This window comes from Amycolatopsis sp. NPDC049253, from assembly GCF_040678995.1.
GTDB lineage: Bacteria > Actinomycetota > Actinomycetes > Mycobacteriales > Pseudonocardiaceae > Amycolatopsis.
Genome location: NZ_JBFAQX010000026.1, coordinates 51,837 through 68,347 on the forward strand (window position 1 = coordinate 51,837; position 16,511 = coordinate 68,347).

General features: G+C 72.7%; 14 protein-coding genes. 9 read left to right on the forward strand and 5 right to left on the reverse strand.

Features of this window, described 5'->3' with window-relative positions; genetic code table 11:
• Positions 1 to 171: 171 nt before the first annotated feature.
• Positions 172 to 1,635, forward strand: coding sequence for an amidase (locus AB0K15_RS37500; RefSeq protein WP_364061854.1), 1,464 nt, complete (start codon positions 172 to 174; stop codon positions 1,633 to 1,635).
• A 3-nt stretch (positions 1,636 to 1,638) separates the two neighbouring features.
• Here AB0K15_RS37500 and AB0K15_RS37505 read toward each other — a convergent pair whose 3' ends face one another.
• From AB0K15_RS37505 to AB0K15_RS37515, 3 genes are all read right to left on the reverse strand, one after another.
• On the reverse strand, positions 1,639 to 2,487 hold the full coding sequence (locus AB0K15_RS37505; protein WP_364061857.1) for a helix-turn-helix domain-containing protein: 849 nt from the start codon (positions 2,485 to 2,487) through the stop codon (positions 1,639 to 1,641).
• A gap of 120 nt (positions 2,488 to 2,607) precedes the next feature.
• A complete protein-coding gene (locus AB0K15_RS37510; RefSeq protein ID WP_364061860.1) occupies positions 2,608 to 3,786 on the reverse strand; it encodes an LLM class flavin-dependent oxidoreductase in 1,179 nt (392 codons plus the stop codon).
• A gap of 29 nt (positions 3,787 to 3,815) precedes the next feature.
• Positions 3,816 to 5,306 (reverse strand): aldehyde dehydrogenase, encoded by a 1,491-nt coding sequence (locus AB0K15_RS37515; protein WP_364061863.1) that lies wholly within the window; start codon positions 5,304 to 5,306, stop codon positions 3,816 to 3,818.
• A gap of 290 nt (positions 5,307 to 5,596) precedes the next feature.
• On the opposite strand from AB0K15_RS37515, the gene AB0K15_RS37520 reads away from it, so the two are divergent.
• The gene (locus tag AB0K15_RS37520) at positions 5,597 to 6,604 is read left to right on the forward strand and encodes an AraC family transcriptional regulator (RefSeq protein WP_364061865.1); all 1,008 of its coding nucleotides are present in this window, start codon (positions 5,597 to 5,599) and stop codon (positions 6,602 to 6,604) included.
• Between the two features lie 3 nt (positions 6,605 to 6,607).
• Here AB0K15_RS37520 and AB0K15_RS37525 read toward each other — a convergent pair whose 3' ends face one another.
• A complete protein-coding gene (locus AB0K15_RS37525; RefSeq protein WP_364061868.1) occupies positions 6,608 to 7,114 on the reverse strand; it encodes a flavin reductase family protein in 507 nt (168 codons plus the stop codon).
• Between the two features lie 161 nt (positions 7,115 to 7,275).
• Between AB0K15_RS37525 and AB0K15_RS37530 the strand changes: the two genes are divergently transcribed.
• The 6 genes from AB0K15_RS37530 to AB0K15_RS37555 all read left to right on the forward strand — a co-directional run bounded on the left by AB0K15_RS37530 (position 7,276) and on the right by AB0K15_RS37555 (position 14,091).
• On the forward strand, positions 7,276 to 8,493 hold the full coding sequence (locus AB0K15_RS37530) for a CoA transferase (RefSeq protein WP_364061871.1): 1,218 nt from the start codon (positions 7,276 to 7,278) through the stop codon (positions 8,491 to 8,493).
• A gap of 9 nt (positions 8,494 to 8,502) precedes the next feature.
• On the forward strand, positions 8,503 to 9,399 hold the full coding sequence (locus tag AB0K15_RS37535) for a hydroxymethylglutaryl-CoA lyase (RefSeq protein ID WP_364061874.1): 897 nt from the start codon (positions 8,503 to 8,505) through the stop codon (positions 9,397 to 9,399).
• A gap of 102 nt (positions 9,400 to 9,501) precedes the next feature.
• Complete coding sequence (locus tag AB0K15_RS37540) at positions 9,502 to 10,758, forward strand: bifunctional 3,4-dihydroxy-2-butanone-4-phosphate synthase/GTP cyclohydrolase II (protein WP_364061877.1); 1,257 nt, start codon at positions 9,502 to 9,504, stop codon at positions 10,756 to 10,758.
• A gap of 95 nt (positions 10,759 to 10,853) precedes the next feature.
• Positions 10,854 to 12,284, forward strand: coding sequence for an alpha/beta fold hydrolase (locus AB0K15_RS37545; RefSeq protein WP_364061880.1), 1,431 nt, complete (start codon positions 10,854 to 10,856; stop codon positions 12,282 to 12,284).
• A 434-nt stretch (positions 12,285 to 12,718) separates the two neighbouring features.
• Positions 12,719 to 13,372: a GPR1/FUN34/YaaH family transporter gene (locus tag AB0K15_RS37550; protein WP_364061883.1), complete on the forward strand. Its 654-nt coding sequence runs from the start codon at positions 12,719 to 12,721 to the stop codon at positions 13,370 to 13,372.
• Positions 13,373 to 13,473: 101 nt separating this feature from the next.
• On the forward strand, positions 13,474 to 14,091 hold the full coding sequence (locus AB0K15_RS37555; protein ID WP_364061886.1) for an RraA family protein: 618 nt from the start codon (positions 13,474 to 13,476) through the stop codon (positions 14,089 to 14,091).
• A 66-nt stretch (positions 14,092 to 14,157) separates the two neighbouring features.
• Here the strand turns inward: AB0K15_RS37555 and AB0K15_RS37560 are convergent, their stop codons facing one another.
• Positions 14,158 to 15,966: a coagulation factor 5/8 type domain-containing protein gene (locus tag AB0K15_RS37560; protein WP_364061889.1), complete on the reverse strand. Its 1,809-nt coding sequence runs from the start codon at positions 15,964 to 15,966 to the stop codon at positions 14,158 to 14,160.
• A 230-nt stretch (positions 15,967 to 16,196) separates the two neighbouring features.
• Here AB0K15_RS37560 and AB0K15_RS37565 point away from each other — a divergent pair, with 230 nt between their 5' ends.
• Positions 16,197 to 16,502, forward strand: a complete 306-nt coding sequence (locus tag AB0K15_RS37565; RefSeq protein ID WP_364061892.1) for a hypothetical protein — start codon at positions 16,197 to 16,199, stop codon at positions 16,500 to 16,502.
• Positions 16,503 to 16,511 lie beyond the last annotated feature (9 nt).

A 16,511-nucleotide genomic window follows, 5' to 3' on the forward strand; every position in this document is an offset into this window, starting at 1 on the left:
TCTCGCCTCTCACCGGGTAGACGCGCGGGCGCGCCGAAACGTGAGATCCGCGAGGCGGGCGATTTCCCCGCCGCGCCACGATAGTCCGGCGAAATCCGGGACGACCGGCCGGACGAGCCGCTAACGTCGCCGTCGGGCGCCGTCGAACGCCGACGCCGCGGGGAGGAACGCATGGACCCGAACCTGCTTTCGGCCGGGCAGCTCGCCACGGCCCTGCGCGCCGGTGAGGTGACCGCCGTCGAGCTGGCCGAGTCGGCGATCGAGCGCATCGGGAAGCACGACGGGGCCGTCAACGCGATCTGTGTTCCCGATTTCGGCCGGGCGCTCGACGCCGCCCGGGCGGCCGACGCGGCGCGTGCCCGCGGTGAGGACGGTCCGCTGCTCGGCGTGCCGATCACCGTCAAGGAGTCGTTCAACGTGGCCGGGCTGCCGACCACCTGGGGCCTCCCGCCGTTCGCCCGCCACGTCCCGACCGAGGACGCGCTGCCCGTCGCCCGGCTCAAGGCGGCCGGCGCGGTGCTGCTGGGCAAGACCAACGTGCCGCAGGCCCTGGGCGATCTGCAGACCTACAACGACATCTACGGCACCACGGCCAATCCGTTCGACCTCGCCCGCACGCCTGGCGGTTCGTCCGGCGGCTCGGCGGCCGCGCTGGCCGCGGGGTTCGGCGCGCTGTCGATGGGCTCGGACATCGGCGGCTCGCTGCGCACCCCCGCGCACTTCTGCGGGGTCTACGCCCACAAACCGTCCTACCGGCTGCTGCCGTCGCGAGGCCACACGCCGCCGCCGGCTCCCGCGTTGCCGATCGAGGTGGACCTGGCCGTGATCGGCCCGATGGCACGCAGCGCCGCCGACCTGAGCGTGCTGCTCGACCTGCTCGCCGAGCCGGATCCGCTCACGCTCGGGGTCGCCTACGAGGTGCGCCTGCCGCCGGCCCGCCACGAGCGCCTGGCGGAGTTCCGCGTGCTCGTGCTCGAAGACCACCCCGACATCCCGACGTCGGCGAGCGTGCGCGCCGGCCTCGCCCGGGTGGCCGGCGCGCTGACCGCGGCCGGCGCCCGCGTGGACCACGGCAGTGGGCTGGTGCCCGACCTCGCCGAGTCGGCGCGGCTGTACCTGCGGCTGCTGTTCGCGACCTTCGGCACGAACTTCCCCGCCGAGGTCTACGAACGGTTCGGCAAGCTGCTGGCCGACCTTCCCCCGGGCGAGGACAGCCTCGACGCCGCCCGCGTGCGCGGGGCCCGGCTGAGCTACCGCGACTGGTTCGCGGCCGACCTGGCCCGCGAACGTCAGCGCCACGCCTGGCGCACGGTGTTCGCCGAGTACGACGTGGTGCTCTGCCCGGCCTCGCCGACGACCGCGTTCGCCCACGACCACTCGCCGCACCAGGAGCAGCGGCGCGTCCTCGTCGACGGTGCCGAGCACGCCTACGGCGACCAGCTGGTGTGGGCCGGGCTCGCCACGCTGCCGGGCCTGCCGGCCACGGTCGTGCCCACCGGTCTCGACCCCGCGGGTCTGCCGGTCGGGGTCCAGCTCGTGGGGCCGATGTTCGAGGACCGCACTCCCCTGCGCCTGGCCGAGCTGCTGGAGCGGGAGATCGGCGGGTTCACCGCGCCGGACCTCGACCGCGGGTAGCTGTCAACCCGGCGGGGCCATCGACTCGAACTCGAGGGCGCCGAGCAACGCGAGCCGCGCGGCCGACTCCGTTCCGGGCCGGGCCGTGCAGACGACGATCCGCAGGTCTCCGTGGCGGCTGGCGAGCACGTCGCGGTCGAGGTCGAGCCGCCCGACGTCGGGGTGCACCACGGTCAGGCACGTCGGCTGGCGCGCGAGGTCGTCGACGCCGGGTGCGTCCCACCGGCTGCGGAACCCCTCGCTCACCGAGCCCACCCGGCCGACGAGCGCCGGCAGGTCCGGGTCGCGCGGGTAGCGCGACTGCGCGAGCCGCAGGTCGGCGACCAGCGCCGACTCGTAGTCCTCGCGCTCGGCCGCGGTCAGCACCGTGCGCGTCGAGCAGCCGGTGAAGTGGCGCCACACGGCGTTGCGCTCCTCGTCGCGGGCGGCGGGCTCGCCCAGCAGCGCGACCCACGGCCGGTTCCACGCGATGAGCGTCCACATCGCGTCGTGCACGGCGATCGGGTGGTCGTCGAGGCGTTCCAGCAGCCGCCGGGTGCTCTCGGGCACCAGCCGCCCGACGCGGCCGCCGCCCAGCTCGTGGCCGGCAAGCCGGAACAGCCGTTCCTGCTCGGCGTCGGACAGGTGCAACGCCCGCGCGAGCGCGACGCACACCTGCACCCCGGGAGCGGGCGCGCGGCCCTGTTCGAGGCGCACGACGTGATCGACCGAGAGCCCCGCCAGCACGGCCAGCTCCTCGCGCCGCAGCCCGCGCGCCCGTCTCGGCCCGTGCACCGGCAGGCCGGCCCGGCCGGGCACCAGCCGTTCCCGCCAGCCCCGCAGCGTCGACGCCAGCTCGTCCGGGCTGTTCACACCACCCATCCTCGCAAATCGCGGCCGGTGATCCTACCGCCGCTTTTCGCAAGCCTGGGAAGGCGTTCGGCTCCGGACGGGTCGGCCACCCGCCCGGAGCCGCACCGCCGGGCGCACCACTCAGTGGCGCAGACCTGCCTGCTTCAGCAGCGGCATCACGTTGTCGCCGAAGTACTTCAGCTCCTCGTTGTAGTCGATGAGACCGAAGATCATGCCCTCCATCCCGGCCTCGTTGAGCGCGCCGAGCTCCTCGGTCACCTGCTCCGGAGTGCCCACGATCGGGTAACCGCCCCAGCCGGCGATGAAGCGCTCCTGCATCTCCTTCACCGCGTGGTCGAACGACTGGCTCGCGCCCGACCCGGCGATCTTGATGACATTGCCCGCGGCTCCCCAGTCGCCCTCGTCCACGACCTGCTGGAAGGCGCGCTTGGCTTCTGCCTCGGTGTCGCGGCAGACGACGAGGCCGTAGGTCATCACCTTGATGTCGCGCCGGTAGTCGTCGCGGGCCTTGGCCTTGACCTTCGCGGTGTAGGCCTTGATGTTCTCCAGCGTGTCGAGCGAAGCGAAGTTGATGTCCACGTTGCGCGCGGAGAACTCGATGCCCGCGGGCGAGTTGCCCGCGTTGAGCAGCGCCGGGCGGGGGCCCTGGTGCGGCTTGGGGTAGGCCTCGACGTCGTTGCCCTGGAAGTACTTCGAGGCGACGTCGAACGAGCCGGGCTCGGTCCACAGCCGGATGGCGTAGTCGATCCACTCCTGCCCGAACGCGTAGCGCTCGTCGTGCTGGCGCTGCTCGCCGCCGAACATCTCCATCTCCGGCGGCACCCAGCCCATCACCAGGTTGAGCGCGAAGCGCCCGCCCGAGATGTGGTCGATCGTGGTGGCGGCCTTCGCCGCGACGATCGGGTGCACGGTCGGCAGGTGCGAGGTCGACGCGATGGCGATCCGCTCCGTCGCCTCGGCCAGGCCGGCGGCCCAGGCGTAGGTCTCGAAGCAGTTGCCGTTGAAGTTCGTGGAGCCGCCGAAGCCCTTCCAGCGCGCGACCGGCACGAGCACGTCGAAGCCGAGGCCGTCGGCGCGACGGGCGATCTCGCGGGTGTGCTCCCAGGTGATCTTGTAGGTGCTCGGGGCGTGGCTCATGATCAGCCCGTAGGAGCAGTTGGTGCCGAACAGGCCCAGCTTCATCTTCTGGTCGCCGAACAGCGGGTTCGTCTCGGCCCGGTCCACCAGCGGCCGGGTCTCCTCGGCGGGGCGCGGGTCCGTCGGGGCGAGGCCGAGGCGTTCGTTGGCGGTCATCGTCATGGGGGTCTCCTTCGTGGAACGGTGGTGGCTCAGCCGAGCTGGAACGGGTCGCGGGTGCCGCCGGTGAGCTCGACGAACACGGATTTGTTCTCCGTGTACTCGTTGATCGCGTCGACGCCGTTCTCGCGGCCGATGCCGCTGGCGCCGAAGCCGCCGAAGGGCATGTTCGGGGCGATCACGCGGTAGGCGTTGATCCACACGGTCCCGGCGCGCAGCTTCGCGGCGACGCGGTGGGCGCGGTGCACGTCCTTCGTCCAGACCGCACCGGCCAGGCCGTAGGGCGTGTCGTTGGCGAGCTTGAGCGCCTCGTCCTCGTCGTGGAACGGGTAGACGGCCAGCACCGGGCCGAACACCTCCTCGCGGACGATGGTGTTCTCCGCCGTCACGCCCGTGACCACGGTCGGCTTCACGAACAGCCCACCGCGAGCGGCGTCGGGCTCGCCGCCACAGGCGAACGTCGCGCCCTCCGCGGCCGCGCCCTGCAGGTAGCCGAGCACCTTCTCGTACTGCGGCCGGTTGGCGACCGGGCCCATTTCGGTGCCGGCGTCGGTCGGGTCACCGAGCTTGATGGCGTTGGCCCGCGCGACGACCTTCTCGACCAGCGCGTCGTGGACGTCGGCGTGCACGATCAGGCGCGAGCCGGCCATGCAGGTCTGCCCGGTGGCCGCGAACACGCCCGCGACCAGGCCGTTGGCGGCCGCGTCGAGGTCCGCGTCGGGGAACACGACCTGCGGCGACTTCCCGCCGAGCTCCAGCGTCACGCGGTTGAAGTTCGCCACCGCGGCCTGCGCGACCTTGGCACCGGTCGCCGACGAGCCGGTGAACGCGACCTTGTCGATGCCCGGGTGCTTGGCCAGCGCCTCGCCGGTGGCGCGGTCCCAGCCGGTGACGACGTTGAGCACGCCCGCGGGCAGCCCGGCCTCGTGCAGCACCTCGGCGAACGCGACGGTGGAGGCCGGCGCGTGCTCCGACGGCTTGACCACCATCGTGCAGCCTGCGGCGAGCGCGGGGGCGAGCTTGAACGTGAGCAGCAGCAGCGGCGAGTTCCACGGCGTGATGGCGCCGACCACGCCGACCGGTTCGCGCCGGGTGTAGCCGAAGTAGTTCGGGTTGACCGGCGGGACCGTGCGGCCCTCGATCTTGTCGGCCAGGCCGGAGAAGTAGTAGTACCACTGCGGCAGGCTGTTGAGCTGGCCCAGCATCTCGCGCAGGAGCTTGCCCGAGTCGTTGACCTCCAGCCGGGCGAGGCGCTCGGCGTTGGCGGCGATCGCGTCGCCGCAGCGGCGGATGATCGCGGCGCGCTGGAAGCCGGTCATCGCGCCCCACTCGCCCTCGAACGCCGCCCGGGCCGACGCGACGGCCTCGTCGACGTCCTCGGGACCGCCGTCCGCGAGCCGGGCCCACGGCTTGCCGGCGTAGGGGTTCTGCGACTCGAAGGTCCGGCCCGAGCGGGCGTCGACGGACTTGCCGTGGATGAAGAGCTTGAGTTCCTCCAGCGGTGGCGCTGAGGTGGTCGTCATCGACCTCTCCTTCGTTGCAGGGGGCTGGCGCCTGGGGATGCCGGGAAACGCTAGGGATCGGCGGCGGCCCGCCGATATCCCCGGACGGCAGCCGCGGATCCGCTCCGTGCGAAGGTGCCCGTCCCACCGGGCGAGACGAGAAGCACACGCGACCGCGCAGTGCTGCACTCAGCGGATAGCGCCACGCGCTTTCGGGCTAGTAAGGGGCCTCGGAGAGCACCTACTGTCGAGCTGCCCCGATCACCGCAACAGACGACACAGAGCAGATGAACGACACAAGGAGGTGTCGGATGGCTGCCCGTCCCGAGGGCGTCCCGGCCGAGGCGCCGCTGTCGCGCTACCGGGTGCTCGGCACCCGCTCGCTCGAGGAGGCCCGCGACGCGGTCACCAGGATCTACCTGGACCACGACCTGACGGTGCCCGGCAACGAGCTCGACATGACGCTGAACTCGACCGCCGACCGGATGTTCACCGTCGGCTACCTCAGCTACCGGTCGTGCGCGAAGCTCGTGATGCCGCCGACCGAGGACTGCTACCACGTCAACCTCACCATCGCCGGCCGCACCGACGCCGACCGCACCGACGGCCGCCGCGCCACCACGCGGGCGCACACCAGCGGCGTCGTGCTGCTGCCCGACCAGGTCAACACCGTGCGCTGGTCGCCGGACGCGGAGCAGCTCATCCTCAAGATCGGGCGCCGGACGCTGGAGACCCACCTCGGTGAGCACCTCAACCGCCCCGTGGACGACGTGCTCGACTTCGACTTCGGCATCGACTTCACCACGCCCGCCGGCAGCACCCTGCTCTCGTCGGTGGAGTTCCTCGCCCGCGAGCTCGAACGGCCCGGCGGCCTCGCCGACATGCCGATCGCGCGGGAGCAGCTCGAAGCGTTCGTGATGACGCAGCTGCTGCACGCCGGGCGCCACCAGTACGCCGACGACCTCGCCGCGCCCGACGACCCCGTGCGCCAGAGCCGCCTCGGTCCGGTGATCGAGTACATGGAGGCCCACGCCGACGAGCCCCTCACCCCGCAGGAGCTGGCGAAGGTCGGCTGCATGAGCGTGCGCACGCTGCACGCCACGTTCCAGCAGGTCCTGGGCGAGTCGCCGATGAACCACCTGCGCCGCATCCGCCTCGACCACGTGCGGGCCGAGCTGCTGCGCAGCGACCCGGCCCTCACGCGGGTCACGGACATCGCGCTGCGCTGGGGTTTCTTCCACCAGAGCCGCTTCGCGCAGCAGTACCGGGAACGCTTCGGCGAGCTGCCGCGCGAGACGCTGCGGGCCGTGTCGGCCTGAGCCTCAGTCCTGCAGACTGATCCCGTACGCACCGCGGTGGAACAGCAGCGGCGCGCGCGAAGGATCCGCCCCCAGCGCGTGCACGCGGGCGGCGACGATCGTGTGGTCCCCGCCCGCGTATTCGTGTTCCAGCGTGCAGTCGATCCACGCGGCGACGCCGTCGAGGACGGGCGCGCCGGACGGGGCCGGACGCCATTCGACGCCGGCGTACTTGTCGGTGCCGGAGCGGGCGAACGCGGTGCTCAGCCCGGCGTGGTCTTCGGCGAGGACATTGACGCAGAAGCGGCCGGCGGCCCGGATCTTCGGCCAGCTCGCGGACGAGCGGGCGGGCGCGAACGACACCAGCGGCGGGTCGAGGGAGAGCGAGCTGAACGACTGGCAGGTGAACCCGGCGGGGCCGCCCGGCGCCAGCGCCGTGACGACCACGACGCCGGAAGCGAAGTGCCCGAGGACTTCGCGCATGTGCGTGGGCTCGACCTGTGGCGGCTCGCTGCGTGTCCGGTTGTCCATGCGCCGCAACGGTAAGAGCAGTTCCGTCCCGGCACCATCCGCCAACCGCGGGCGAATAGCCGCGGCGCGCGGACCGGTTTCCGGCGGCGGCGCACGGGACGGATAGTCCGCCACCGCGATCGGATATCTCGCCGTGCGCCCGCGTTCCTACGGTGTGCGTCGTGTCTGCCACCGACCTCCCCGCCGGCGCGCTCGCCGGGATCCGCGTCCTCGAGCTCGGCACGCTCATCGCCGGCCCGTTCTGCGGCCGGCTGCTCGCCGACCACGGCGCGGACGTGATCAAGCTCGAAGCCCCCGACCGGCCCGACCCGCTGCGCGTGTGGGGCCAGGCCGAGCTCGACGGGCACCACTTCTTCTGGACCGTCCACGCCCGCAACAAACGCTGCGTCACGCTCGACCTGCGCCGCCCGCAAGGCCGCGAGCTGTTCCTGCGCCTGGCCGACTCCGCCGATGTCGTGGTCGAGAGCTTCCGCCCCGGCACGCTCGAACGCTGGGGCCTCGGCTTCGACGTGCTGGCCGCCCGCAACCCCGGCCTGATCCTCACCCGCGTCTCCGGCTACGGGCAGACCGGCCCGCACGCCGGGCGGCCCGGCTACGCGTCGGTCGCCGAGGCGATCGGCGGAATGCGCTACCTCAACGGGTTCCCGGGCGGCCCGCCGCCGCGCGCGGCGCTGTCGCTGGGTGACTCCCTCGGCGGGATGTTCGCCGCGCAGGGGGTGCTCGCGGCCCTGCACGCACGCGGGACGAGCGGGCGCGGCCAGGTCGTGGACGTCGCGCTGGCCGAGGCGTGCCTGGCGATGCTCGAGTCCGTGATCCCCGACTACGACGCCACCGGGCTGGTGCGCGAGCCGTCGGGCACCCGGCTCGACGGCCTCGCGCCCTCGAACCTCTACCGCTGCGCCGACGAACGCTGGATCGTCATCGCCGCCAACCAGGACACGGTGTTCGCACGGCTGTGCGCGGCGATGGACCGCGAGGACCTCGTGACCGACCGGCGCTTCGCCACCCACGTGGCCCGCGGGCGCAACCAGGACCGGCTCGACGCGCTCGTCGGCGAATGGGCCGCGCGCCACGATTCCGCCACGCTCACCTCGATCCTGGAAGCCGCCGGCGTGGTCGTCGGCCCGGTCGCCACCGTCGCCGACGTGGTCGCCAACCCGCAGTTCCAGGCGCGCGACATGCTGCTGCCGCACTTCGACGAAGCGATCGGCAAGGAAGTGCTGGGGCCCGGGGTGATGCCGGTGCTGAGCGGCACGCCGGGCGCCGTGCGCTGGGCCGGGCCCGCTCGGCCGGGCTCGCACAACGCGGAGGTCTACACCGGACTGCTCGGCCTCACCGGCGCCGAGCTGGCCGAGCTCACCGAAGCCGGAATCGTCTGAGAGGCAAGCATGAACCTGCGTGAAGTCGGGCTGCGCGACGGCCTCCAGCTCGAAGCGCCGATCCCGCTGGCCGCCAAGCTGGACATCCTCGACGCCGTCGCCGCCACGGGCGTGCGGCGCGTCGAGGTGACGTCGTTCGTCTCCCCCGCCGCCGTGCCCGCACTCGCCGACGCCGAGCAGCTCGCGGCCGAGCTCGGCCGCTGGCCGGATCTCGCGTTCTCCGCGCTGGTGGCCGGCCGCGGCGGCGCGCGCCGGGCCGTGGCCGCCGGGATGGCCGACCTCGAGTATGTGATCTCCGCGTCCGACGGGCACAGCCTCGCCAACGCGCGCCGGACCACGGACGAGGCCGTCGCCGCAGTGCCGGACATCGCGAAGCTGGCTCACGACGCGGGCGGCCGGCTGGAGGCGATCCTCGCCGTGGCGTGGGACTGCCCGTTCGACGGGCGCACGGCGGTGAGCCGCACCGTGGACCTCGCGCGACAGGCCGTCGACCTCGGCGCGGACGAGCTGTGTTTCGGCGACACCATCGGCACCACCGTGCCCGGGCGGGTCACCGAGCTGCTGAGCCGGGTGCGCGAGGCGTGCCCGGACGTCGAGCTCGGCGTGCACTTCCACAACACCCGCGGCGCCGGGCTCGCGTGCGTGCTCGCCGCGCTGCAGGCGGGGGTCACGAAGATCGACGCGTCGGTCGGCGGGCTGGGTGGCTGCCCGTTCGCGCCCGGCGCGAGCGGGAACATCGCGACCGAGGAGGTGGTGTACCTGCTCGAAGAGTCCGGTGTGGACACCGGCGTCGACCTCGGCAAGGTGCTCGAAGCCGCCGCGGTGGTGGAACGCGCCGTCGGCCACGACCTGCCGGGCAACCTCTACCGCGCGGGCGGACCGAACCGGCCCCGCGGGCGCGGCTGACCGATACGCACAACGGCCATTCCGCTGCGGGTTACGGCTATTGCGGCCGCCGCGGTCCTCGTACCCTCACGCCCACGCCCACCGACCTCCCAGGAGCCGACGATGACCCAGCCCCGCACCCCGGCCGGCCTGCCCTCGACGCTCGCGGTGCAGCGCGCGGTCGCGGCGCTCGCGGCGGGCCGGATGATCGTGGTGACGGACGCGGCCGACCGGGAGAACGAGGGTGATCTGGTCCTGTCCGCCGCCGTCGCCGACGCGGAGCGGCTCGCGTTCGTCGTGCGCCACACCACCGGCATCGTGTGCGCGCCGATGACCGCCGAGCGCGCCGACGCGCTGCGCCTGCCGCCGATGGTCGAGGACAACACCGACGCCCACGGCACCGCGTTCACGGTCACCGTCGACCACGTCGGGAGCGGCACCGGCGTGTCGGCGGCGGACCGGGCCACGACGCTGCGCGCGCTCGCGGCACCGGGCACCCGGCCCGGCGAGCTGCGGCGGCCCGGGCACGTGTTCCCGTTGCGCGCCAGGGAAGGCGGGGTGCTCGTGCGTGCCGGGCACACGGAGGCGGCCGTCGACCTGCTGCGCCTGGCCGGGCAGGAACCGGTGGGCGTGATCGGCGAGATCGTCGCCGAGGACGGCTCGATGTGCCGCGGCGAACGGCTCACGCGCTTCGCGGCCGAGCGCGGCCTGCCGGTGCTCGCGATCGCCGACCTGGTGCGCTACCGGCGGGTCACGGAACGGTTCGTGGAGCACGTCGCCACCTCCGCCATGCCCACCGTCTTCGGCGAGTTCCGCGCCGTCGCCTACCGCTCCACCACCGACGGCACCGAGCACCTCGCCCTCGTCCACGGCGACGCGGCCGCCGCGAGCCGCGGCCCGCGCGGCGCTCTCGTGCGCGTGCACAGCGAGTGCCTCACCGGCGACATCGTCGGCTCCCTGCGCTGCGACTGCGGTGCCCAGCTCGAACAGGCCCTGCGCGCCATCGCCGCCGAGGGCGCGGGCGCCGTGGTCTACCTGCGGGGCCACGAGGGCCGCGGCATCGGGCTGGCGCACAAGATCCGCGCCTACGCCCTGCAGGAGACCGGCCTCGACACCGTCGACGCCAACACCGCCCAGGGCCTGCCCGTCGACTCCCGCTCCTACGGCGTCGGCGCCCAGATCCTCGCCGACCTCGGCATCACCCGCCTGCGCCTGATCACCGGCAACCCCGCGAAATACGGCGGTCTCGACGGCTACGGCCTCGAGATCGTCGACCGCGTCGGGCTGCCCGCCGCCGCCACGGCGCACAACCTGCGCTACCTGCGGACCAAGCAGCAGCGCCTCGGCCACACCCTCGACGTCGACGAGAGCACCGGCTGAGCCGTTACCGAACCAGTACGCGCCGCGGACAGCCCGCGCACACCCGCCCGGCACCGTCGGACCCGACGAAGACCGATGACGGGAAGGCGGACGACGTGGCCAAGGGTGCGGCCGTGGTACTGGCGGTTCTGGCGGTGCCGTTCACGACGGCGGTGGCGCCGCCACCGGCGCAAGGCATGCAGTGGCAGCAGTGCGCGCAGATCGCCGAAGGCTGGGCGAACGGCGAAGTGAGCGAGTGCGCGACGGTCCGCGTACCGCTGGACTACCGGCAGCCCGGCGGCCGGCAGCTCACGATCGCCGTCAGCCGGGTCCGCGCGAGCGATCCCGCGAACCGGCAAGGCGTCGTGCTCGTCAACCCCGGCGGCCCGGGGGAACAGGGCACCACCTTCCCGGACGAGCTCACGCGGACGGAGCTGGCCGGCATCGGCCGCACGCACGACCTGATCGGCTTCGACATCCGCGGTTCGGACTACAGCGACAAGATCCTCTGCCCGGAACTGGATCCGGCGAACGTGCCGCGCCCGCCCTCCACCGGCACCGCCGAGCAGCGCTTCAAGGACCAGGCGAAGACCGTCGCGGACCGCTTGCGCACCTGCGCCGGGAAGGACCCCGACCTCGCCCGGTCGATGACCACGGCGAACGTCGCCCGCGACATGGACGTGATCCGCCGGACACTGGGCGAGGAGAAGATCGGCTACTTCGGCAACTCGTGGGGCACGGCGCTCGGCACCGCCTATCGCAGCCTGTTCGGCGAGCACGTGGACCGGATGCTGCTGGACTCCGTGCTCGCGCCGGGCGAGGCCGTCGCACGGTCCGACGACCAGGCCGCCGCGTCCGAAGCCCATTTCGACGACTTCACGAGCTGGCTCGCCGAGCGCGACGCGACCTACGGGTTCGGCAGCACCGGCCCGGCCGTCTCGCACGCCTTGCTGGCGCTGCGGAGCCGGCTCGCGGCCCAGCCCCTGGGCGACCACGACGACCACTGGGCCAACCGGCAGCTGCTCGCCGCGCGCGCCGACTGGGCGACGGCCGCGCAAGCGCTCGCCGACGCCCGCGACGGGAAGCCGCCGGCGACCACGGCACCGCCCGCGTCCGCACCAGCCGGCAACGGGTTCGACGTCGGCTACCGCGACGGGGAGATCGGGTTCGTCCTGGCCGCCGTGAACTGCAACGACTCCCCCGGCGCCCGCGACATCGACCAGGCGTGGGAGCACGGGCTCGAGCTCGCCGCCCGGTACCCGGTGGCCGCCTTCGAACCGGGTGGCGACGCGCGGTGCGCCGGCTGGCCGTTCGCGCCGCGGCCCACGAAACTCGTGCGCGGCTCCGGCCCGCTGCAGCTCGTCGGGCACGAGTTCGAGACCAACACCCCGTTCCCGTGGGCACGCGAGATGCGGGCCAAGGTCGGCGGTGCGCTCCTGACCGTGACCGACGACGTGCACTCGTCGTTCGCCCACCTCCCGTGCGCCGTTGAGGGTGTCGAGTTCTTCAGCACCGGGGCGACGTCGAACGGCACCTGTGCCGGATAGTCCTTTGTGGACCTGGCAGCTGGGTACCCCAGCACGGTTTCGGCCAAGGCGCCCGGTCCGGACCTGTCGGAGGCGACGCCGACCGCCCGGGCCGAGCGGGACGGGAAACCCGGCCTCCGGGCGGAGCACTCCGGCGGTCACCCTGCGTGACATTTCACGGGATCCACTCGGCGTAGCCGGAGCTAGGCCGTTTCGTGGCCCAGTCGTTGCTCCGCGCGAAGCGGCGCGCGGAGCGGTTCGCCGGGTCCTGTGAGGGCGATCACTGCAGCGTAGGGGCCGGATGTGGGCGGTGTGCCCCGGTTTCCACCTGGTTGGCGGCGTCTCTAAATGAGACTCCCGCCTTCCGGGGACAGGCGTATACCGAGCGATGTGCCACCGCGACGACCAGGCACACGACCAGGCACATTCCGGATGCCCGACCAGGGAGCCCGCTCATGACCACCCTCGATACCAGTGCCGAAAGTGTCCCCCGAGTACCTGCCCAGCACACTGCGGAGGCCGCTCCCGAAGCGCCCCCGGCCGCCGACCCGATGATGGTCGGTCTGCCCAGTTTCGTCGTCGGATCCGTCGCGCTGGGGCTCGTCCTCATCGGCTACGTGCCCGCGACCGCCGTCGGCGCGTCACTCGCCGTCATCATCGCCGCGACCGGCCTCGGCCTGGTCATCGCGGCGGTCTGGGCCGCCGCTGTGGGCCAGAGCGCGGTGGCGGGCGTGTTCGCCATCTTCTCCGGGTTCTGGCTGAGCTACGCACTGCTCGTGCTCGGCCTGACCCACAACTGGTTCGGGATCGACGCGTCAGCGGCCGTCGCCACCCAGGGGTTGTTCCTCATCTCCTGGCTCGTCATCGTCGGCATGCTGACGCTCGCGACCCTGCGGTTGCCGGTGGCCTACACCCTGTTGTTCGTCCTCATCGAGGTCGCGCTCGTGCTCGTGCTGGTCGGCACGCTCCAGGGCTCGGCCGGCATCCTCCAGGTCGGCGGGTACGTCGTGCTCGTGTTCGCCGCCGTCGGGGTGTACCTGTTCTTCAGCTCGGCCTCGACGGCCACGGGCGGGTCCGCGCTCCCGCTCGGCCCGCCGATCATGCACTGAGCGAACTGCGTCACACGTGCCCCGGAGTCCGCGACTCCGGGGCACTTTCCTGCGACGATCGCGGTCTCGCCCAGGGGACACCAAGACGTGACAGGAGGACCATGCCCGACGGATTCCGCGACATCCCGACCACGACCCTCGCCGACCTGCTGAGCCGCGACCAGGTGATGGACATCGGCGTGCGGCCGCTGTGGGGCCCGGTGCCGCGCGTCGCCGGCCCGGCCTACCCGGTCCAGTGCCCGGCGGGCGACAACCTGATGCTGCACGCGGCCATCCACCGCGCCCCGGCGGGCTCGATCGTCGTGGTGGAGTCCGGCGACCTGGACTACGCGCTGGCGGGCGGGAACGTCTGCGCCGTGGCGCAGCGCAACGGGATCGCGGCGTTCGTGCTCGACGGCGTGATCCGCGACCTCGCCGAGGTGCGCGAGCTGGGGTTCCCCGTCTTCGCCCGCGGCGTGATCCCGATCCCCGGCACGAAGGCGGCCGTCGCGCCGCTGGGCGAGCCCGTGAGCTGCGGCGGGGTCACCGTGCACGCCGGCGACATCGTGACCGCTGACGAGGAGGGCGTCGTGGTCACGCCGGCCGCCGACGCGGAGCGGATCCTCCTGGCCGCGCAGGCCCGGCTCGCCAAGGAGGAGGCGCAGACGCTCGACGAGTGGGACGCCGACCACGCGGCCCGGATCGACGCGATCTTGAAGGAGCACGGCTTCGAAGGCTGAGGGTCCCGCGCCGCGACCGTCGGGTGTGGACGGTCGCGGCGCGGTTTTCGTTGTCCGGAACAAGTGTTACGGGTACGACTTCAGCATTGCCAGGCCCGTGACGGCGTCCGACGGGCCACCCGTGTCGTTGACGACGTGGGCGATCGTGCCCTGGCCGCCGCCGAGCGAGAACGTGATCATGCTGTGGAACCGCACGCCCGGGCGGTGCGGTGCGGCGATGGCGCGGTCGGACACGATCGTGCGGTCCTCGGCGAAGATGCAGTAGCTGCCCAGGCCCCACGCTTCGTGCGTGCGGACGTGGTCGCCCACCGCATAGGCGGGGAAACCGCGGTGGGTCCCGTCCATCCACGCGGCCTGGTTCGGCGGGTCGTAGGGCATCTCGTTCTGGAAGAAGTAGGTGCGGCCGCCCTCGCCGTTCCACTGCACCTGCGCCTTCTGGTGGTGCTCGACGAACAGGCCGTAGGCGATCACGCCCGAGCCGTTCACGACCAGGCCGACGTCGGAGGTGTTGGCGTCCCAGCCGACGCCCGCGCCGTGGTCGGCCCGCCACAGCCACATGTTGTCGATGAGCACGTCGTCGCTGTTGACGACCACGCACCGCTTGGCCTTGCCCACGCCGGCCCCGCCGACGCGCACGAACACGTCGTGCATGGAGCTCGGGTTGCGCGCGTGGCCGCGGCGCGACCCGTCGGGCCCGAAGCGGATCAGCGGGTCGGACGCGACCGGTCCCGCGTCCACGAGCAGGCCGGCGACGCGCACGCCGTCCACGTCGGCGACGTCCAGCGCGGTGACGCCGTTGTCCGGGATCAGCGTGGCGTAGCCGAGGCCGAGCACGACGGTGTTCGCGCGCGTGACGGTGAGCGGCCGGTCGAGGTGGTAGATACCCGGCGTGAGCAGCAGGTGCTTGCCCTGCGCGAGGGCGGCGTTGAGGTCGGCGGCGGACTCCGCCGGCTTGGCGATGTGGAACGCGTCGATGGGCAGCGACGTGCCCTCGGGCTTGCGCGCCTCCCAGCTGGTGGCCTCCGCGTCGGTGCGGACGGCGGGCACGAACACCTGGTAGGCGCCGGCTCCGTCCACGTACAGGAACGGCTTCTCGCAGATCACCGGCGTGCGTTCGACCGAGGTGTAGGGCGGCGTCGGGAACGAGGTCGCGGGCGAGCCGGGCGAGCCGACGAACACGAAGTTCCAGTTCGAGCCCACCCACGAGCCGACCACGGAGTTGCGCGTGAGCCACTGCTGCTGGGTGCCGGAGTTGACCTGGCCGGTGAGCTGGCAGTCGGCGATGAACCCGCCACTGGAGTAGCCGCCGTCGGACAGCTTGAGGTCTCCGAGCAGGTAGATGCGGCGGTAGTAGGTGGCCTGCGAGACGGCCCAGGTGTCGACGCCGCTCTTCGGCACGGCGTTGAGGTTCTCGGCGCCGCGCCAGAAGTTCACGAGCGTGCCGTTGCCGTGCGCGTCGCCCTCCACGCCGAGCGAGCCGGTGATGCTGGCGCCGCTGGGCTGCAGGCCGAGGCCGGCGACCTGGGTGTAGTAGCCGAGCTTGACGTCGACGGAGTAGGCGCCGGGCTTGAACAGCAGCGCGTAGCGGCCCTCGCCGAACTGGCTGCCGCGCTGCTGGGCGTAGACGGCGTCGAGGGTGGCCTGGATGTTCGCGGTGCCGGAGTCGAAGATGTGGACGTTGGGGCCGAAGTCGGGCTGGCCGGCGGCGTGGGCGGCCGGGGGCGGGGCTTGCTTCGGGGTTTCCGTCGCGCGTGCGGCCCCGGCGGGGCTCGCGAACGTGAGCCCGGACGTCGCCGCGAGGGCGGCGCCGGAGCCCAGCGCCAGGAAGCTTCTTCTCGCGAGTGTCTGATCGGGGTGTTCGGACTGTGCTGGCACTGGGGAGGACCGTCCTTTCGACACGACGCGACACGTGGCGGCGTGTGCGGGCCGAGGAATCCGTGCGGCATCGACATTTCCGAGCCGGGTTCACCGGTGTCAAGGCGGCTGTCGGTGACCGGGACAGCCGAAAGTCCTGAACACCGCGGCCGCGCCGCTACCGGGCAAAGGCGACTGGTTGCGGACACGGCTAGGGTCGGGGGTGGGGACCGCGACGGCAGGAGAGCCACATGACCACGAACCAGCCCGGCGACAACCAGGAACCGCTGGACGCCGAGATCGTCGAGAGCCCGGCGAACCCCGGCGTTCCGGCGGCGGACCTGCCCGAGCCCGACTACAGCGAGGGCGGCGTGCCGTCGTTCGACTTCGTGCGCGACCGCATCGAGAACCGCTACAACACCTCGGTGGGCGCGCAGGAGCTCGCGGGCATCGGCGGGCCGGAGACGATCGAGTCGCTCGACAAGAAGATCGCCGACCGCGACAAGGCCGCGAAGGACAAGCTCGCCGAGATCCGCCGGTCGATGGGCAAGCAGTAACGTCCCTTG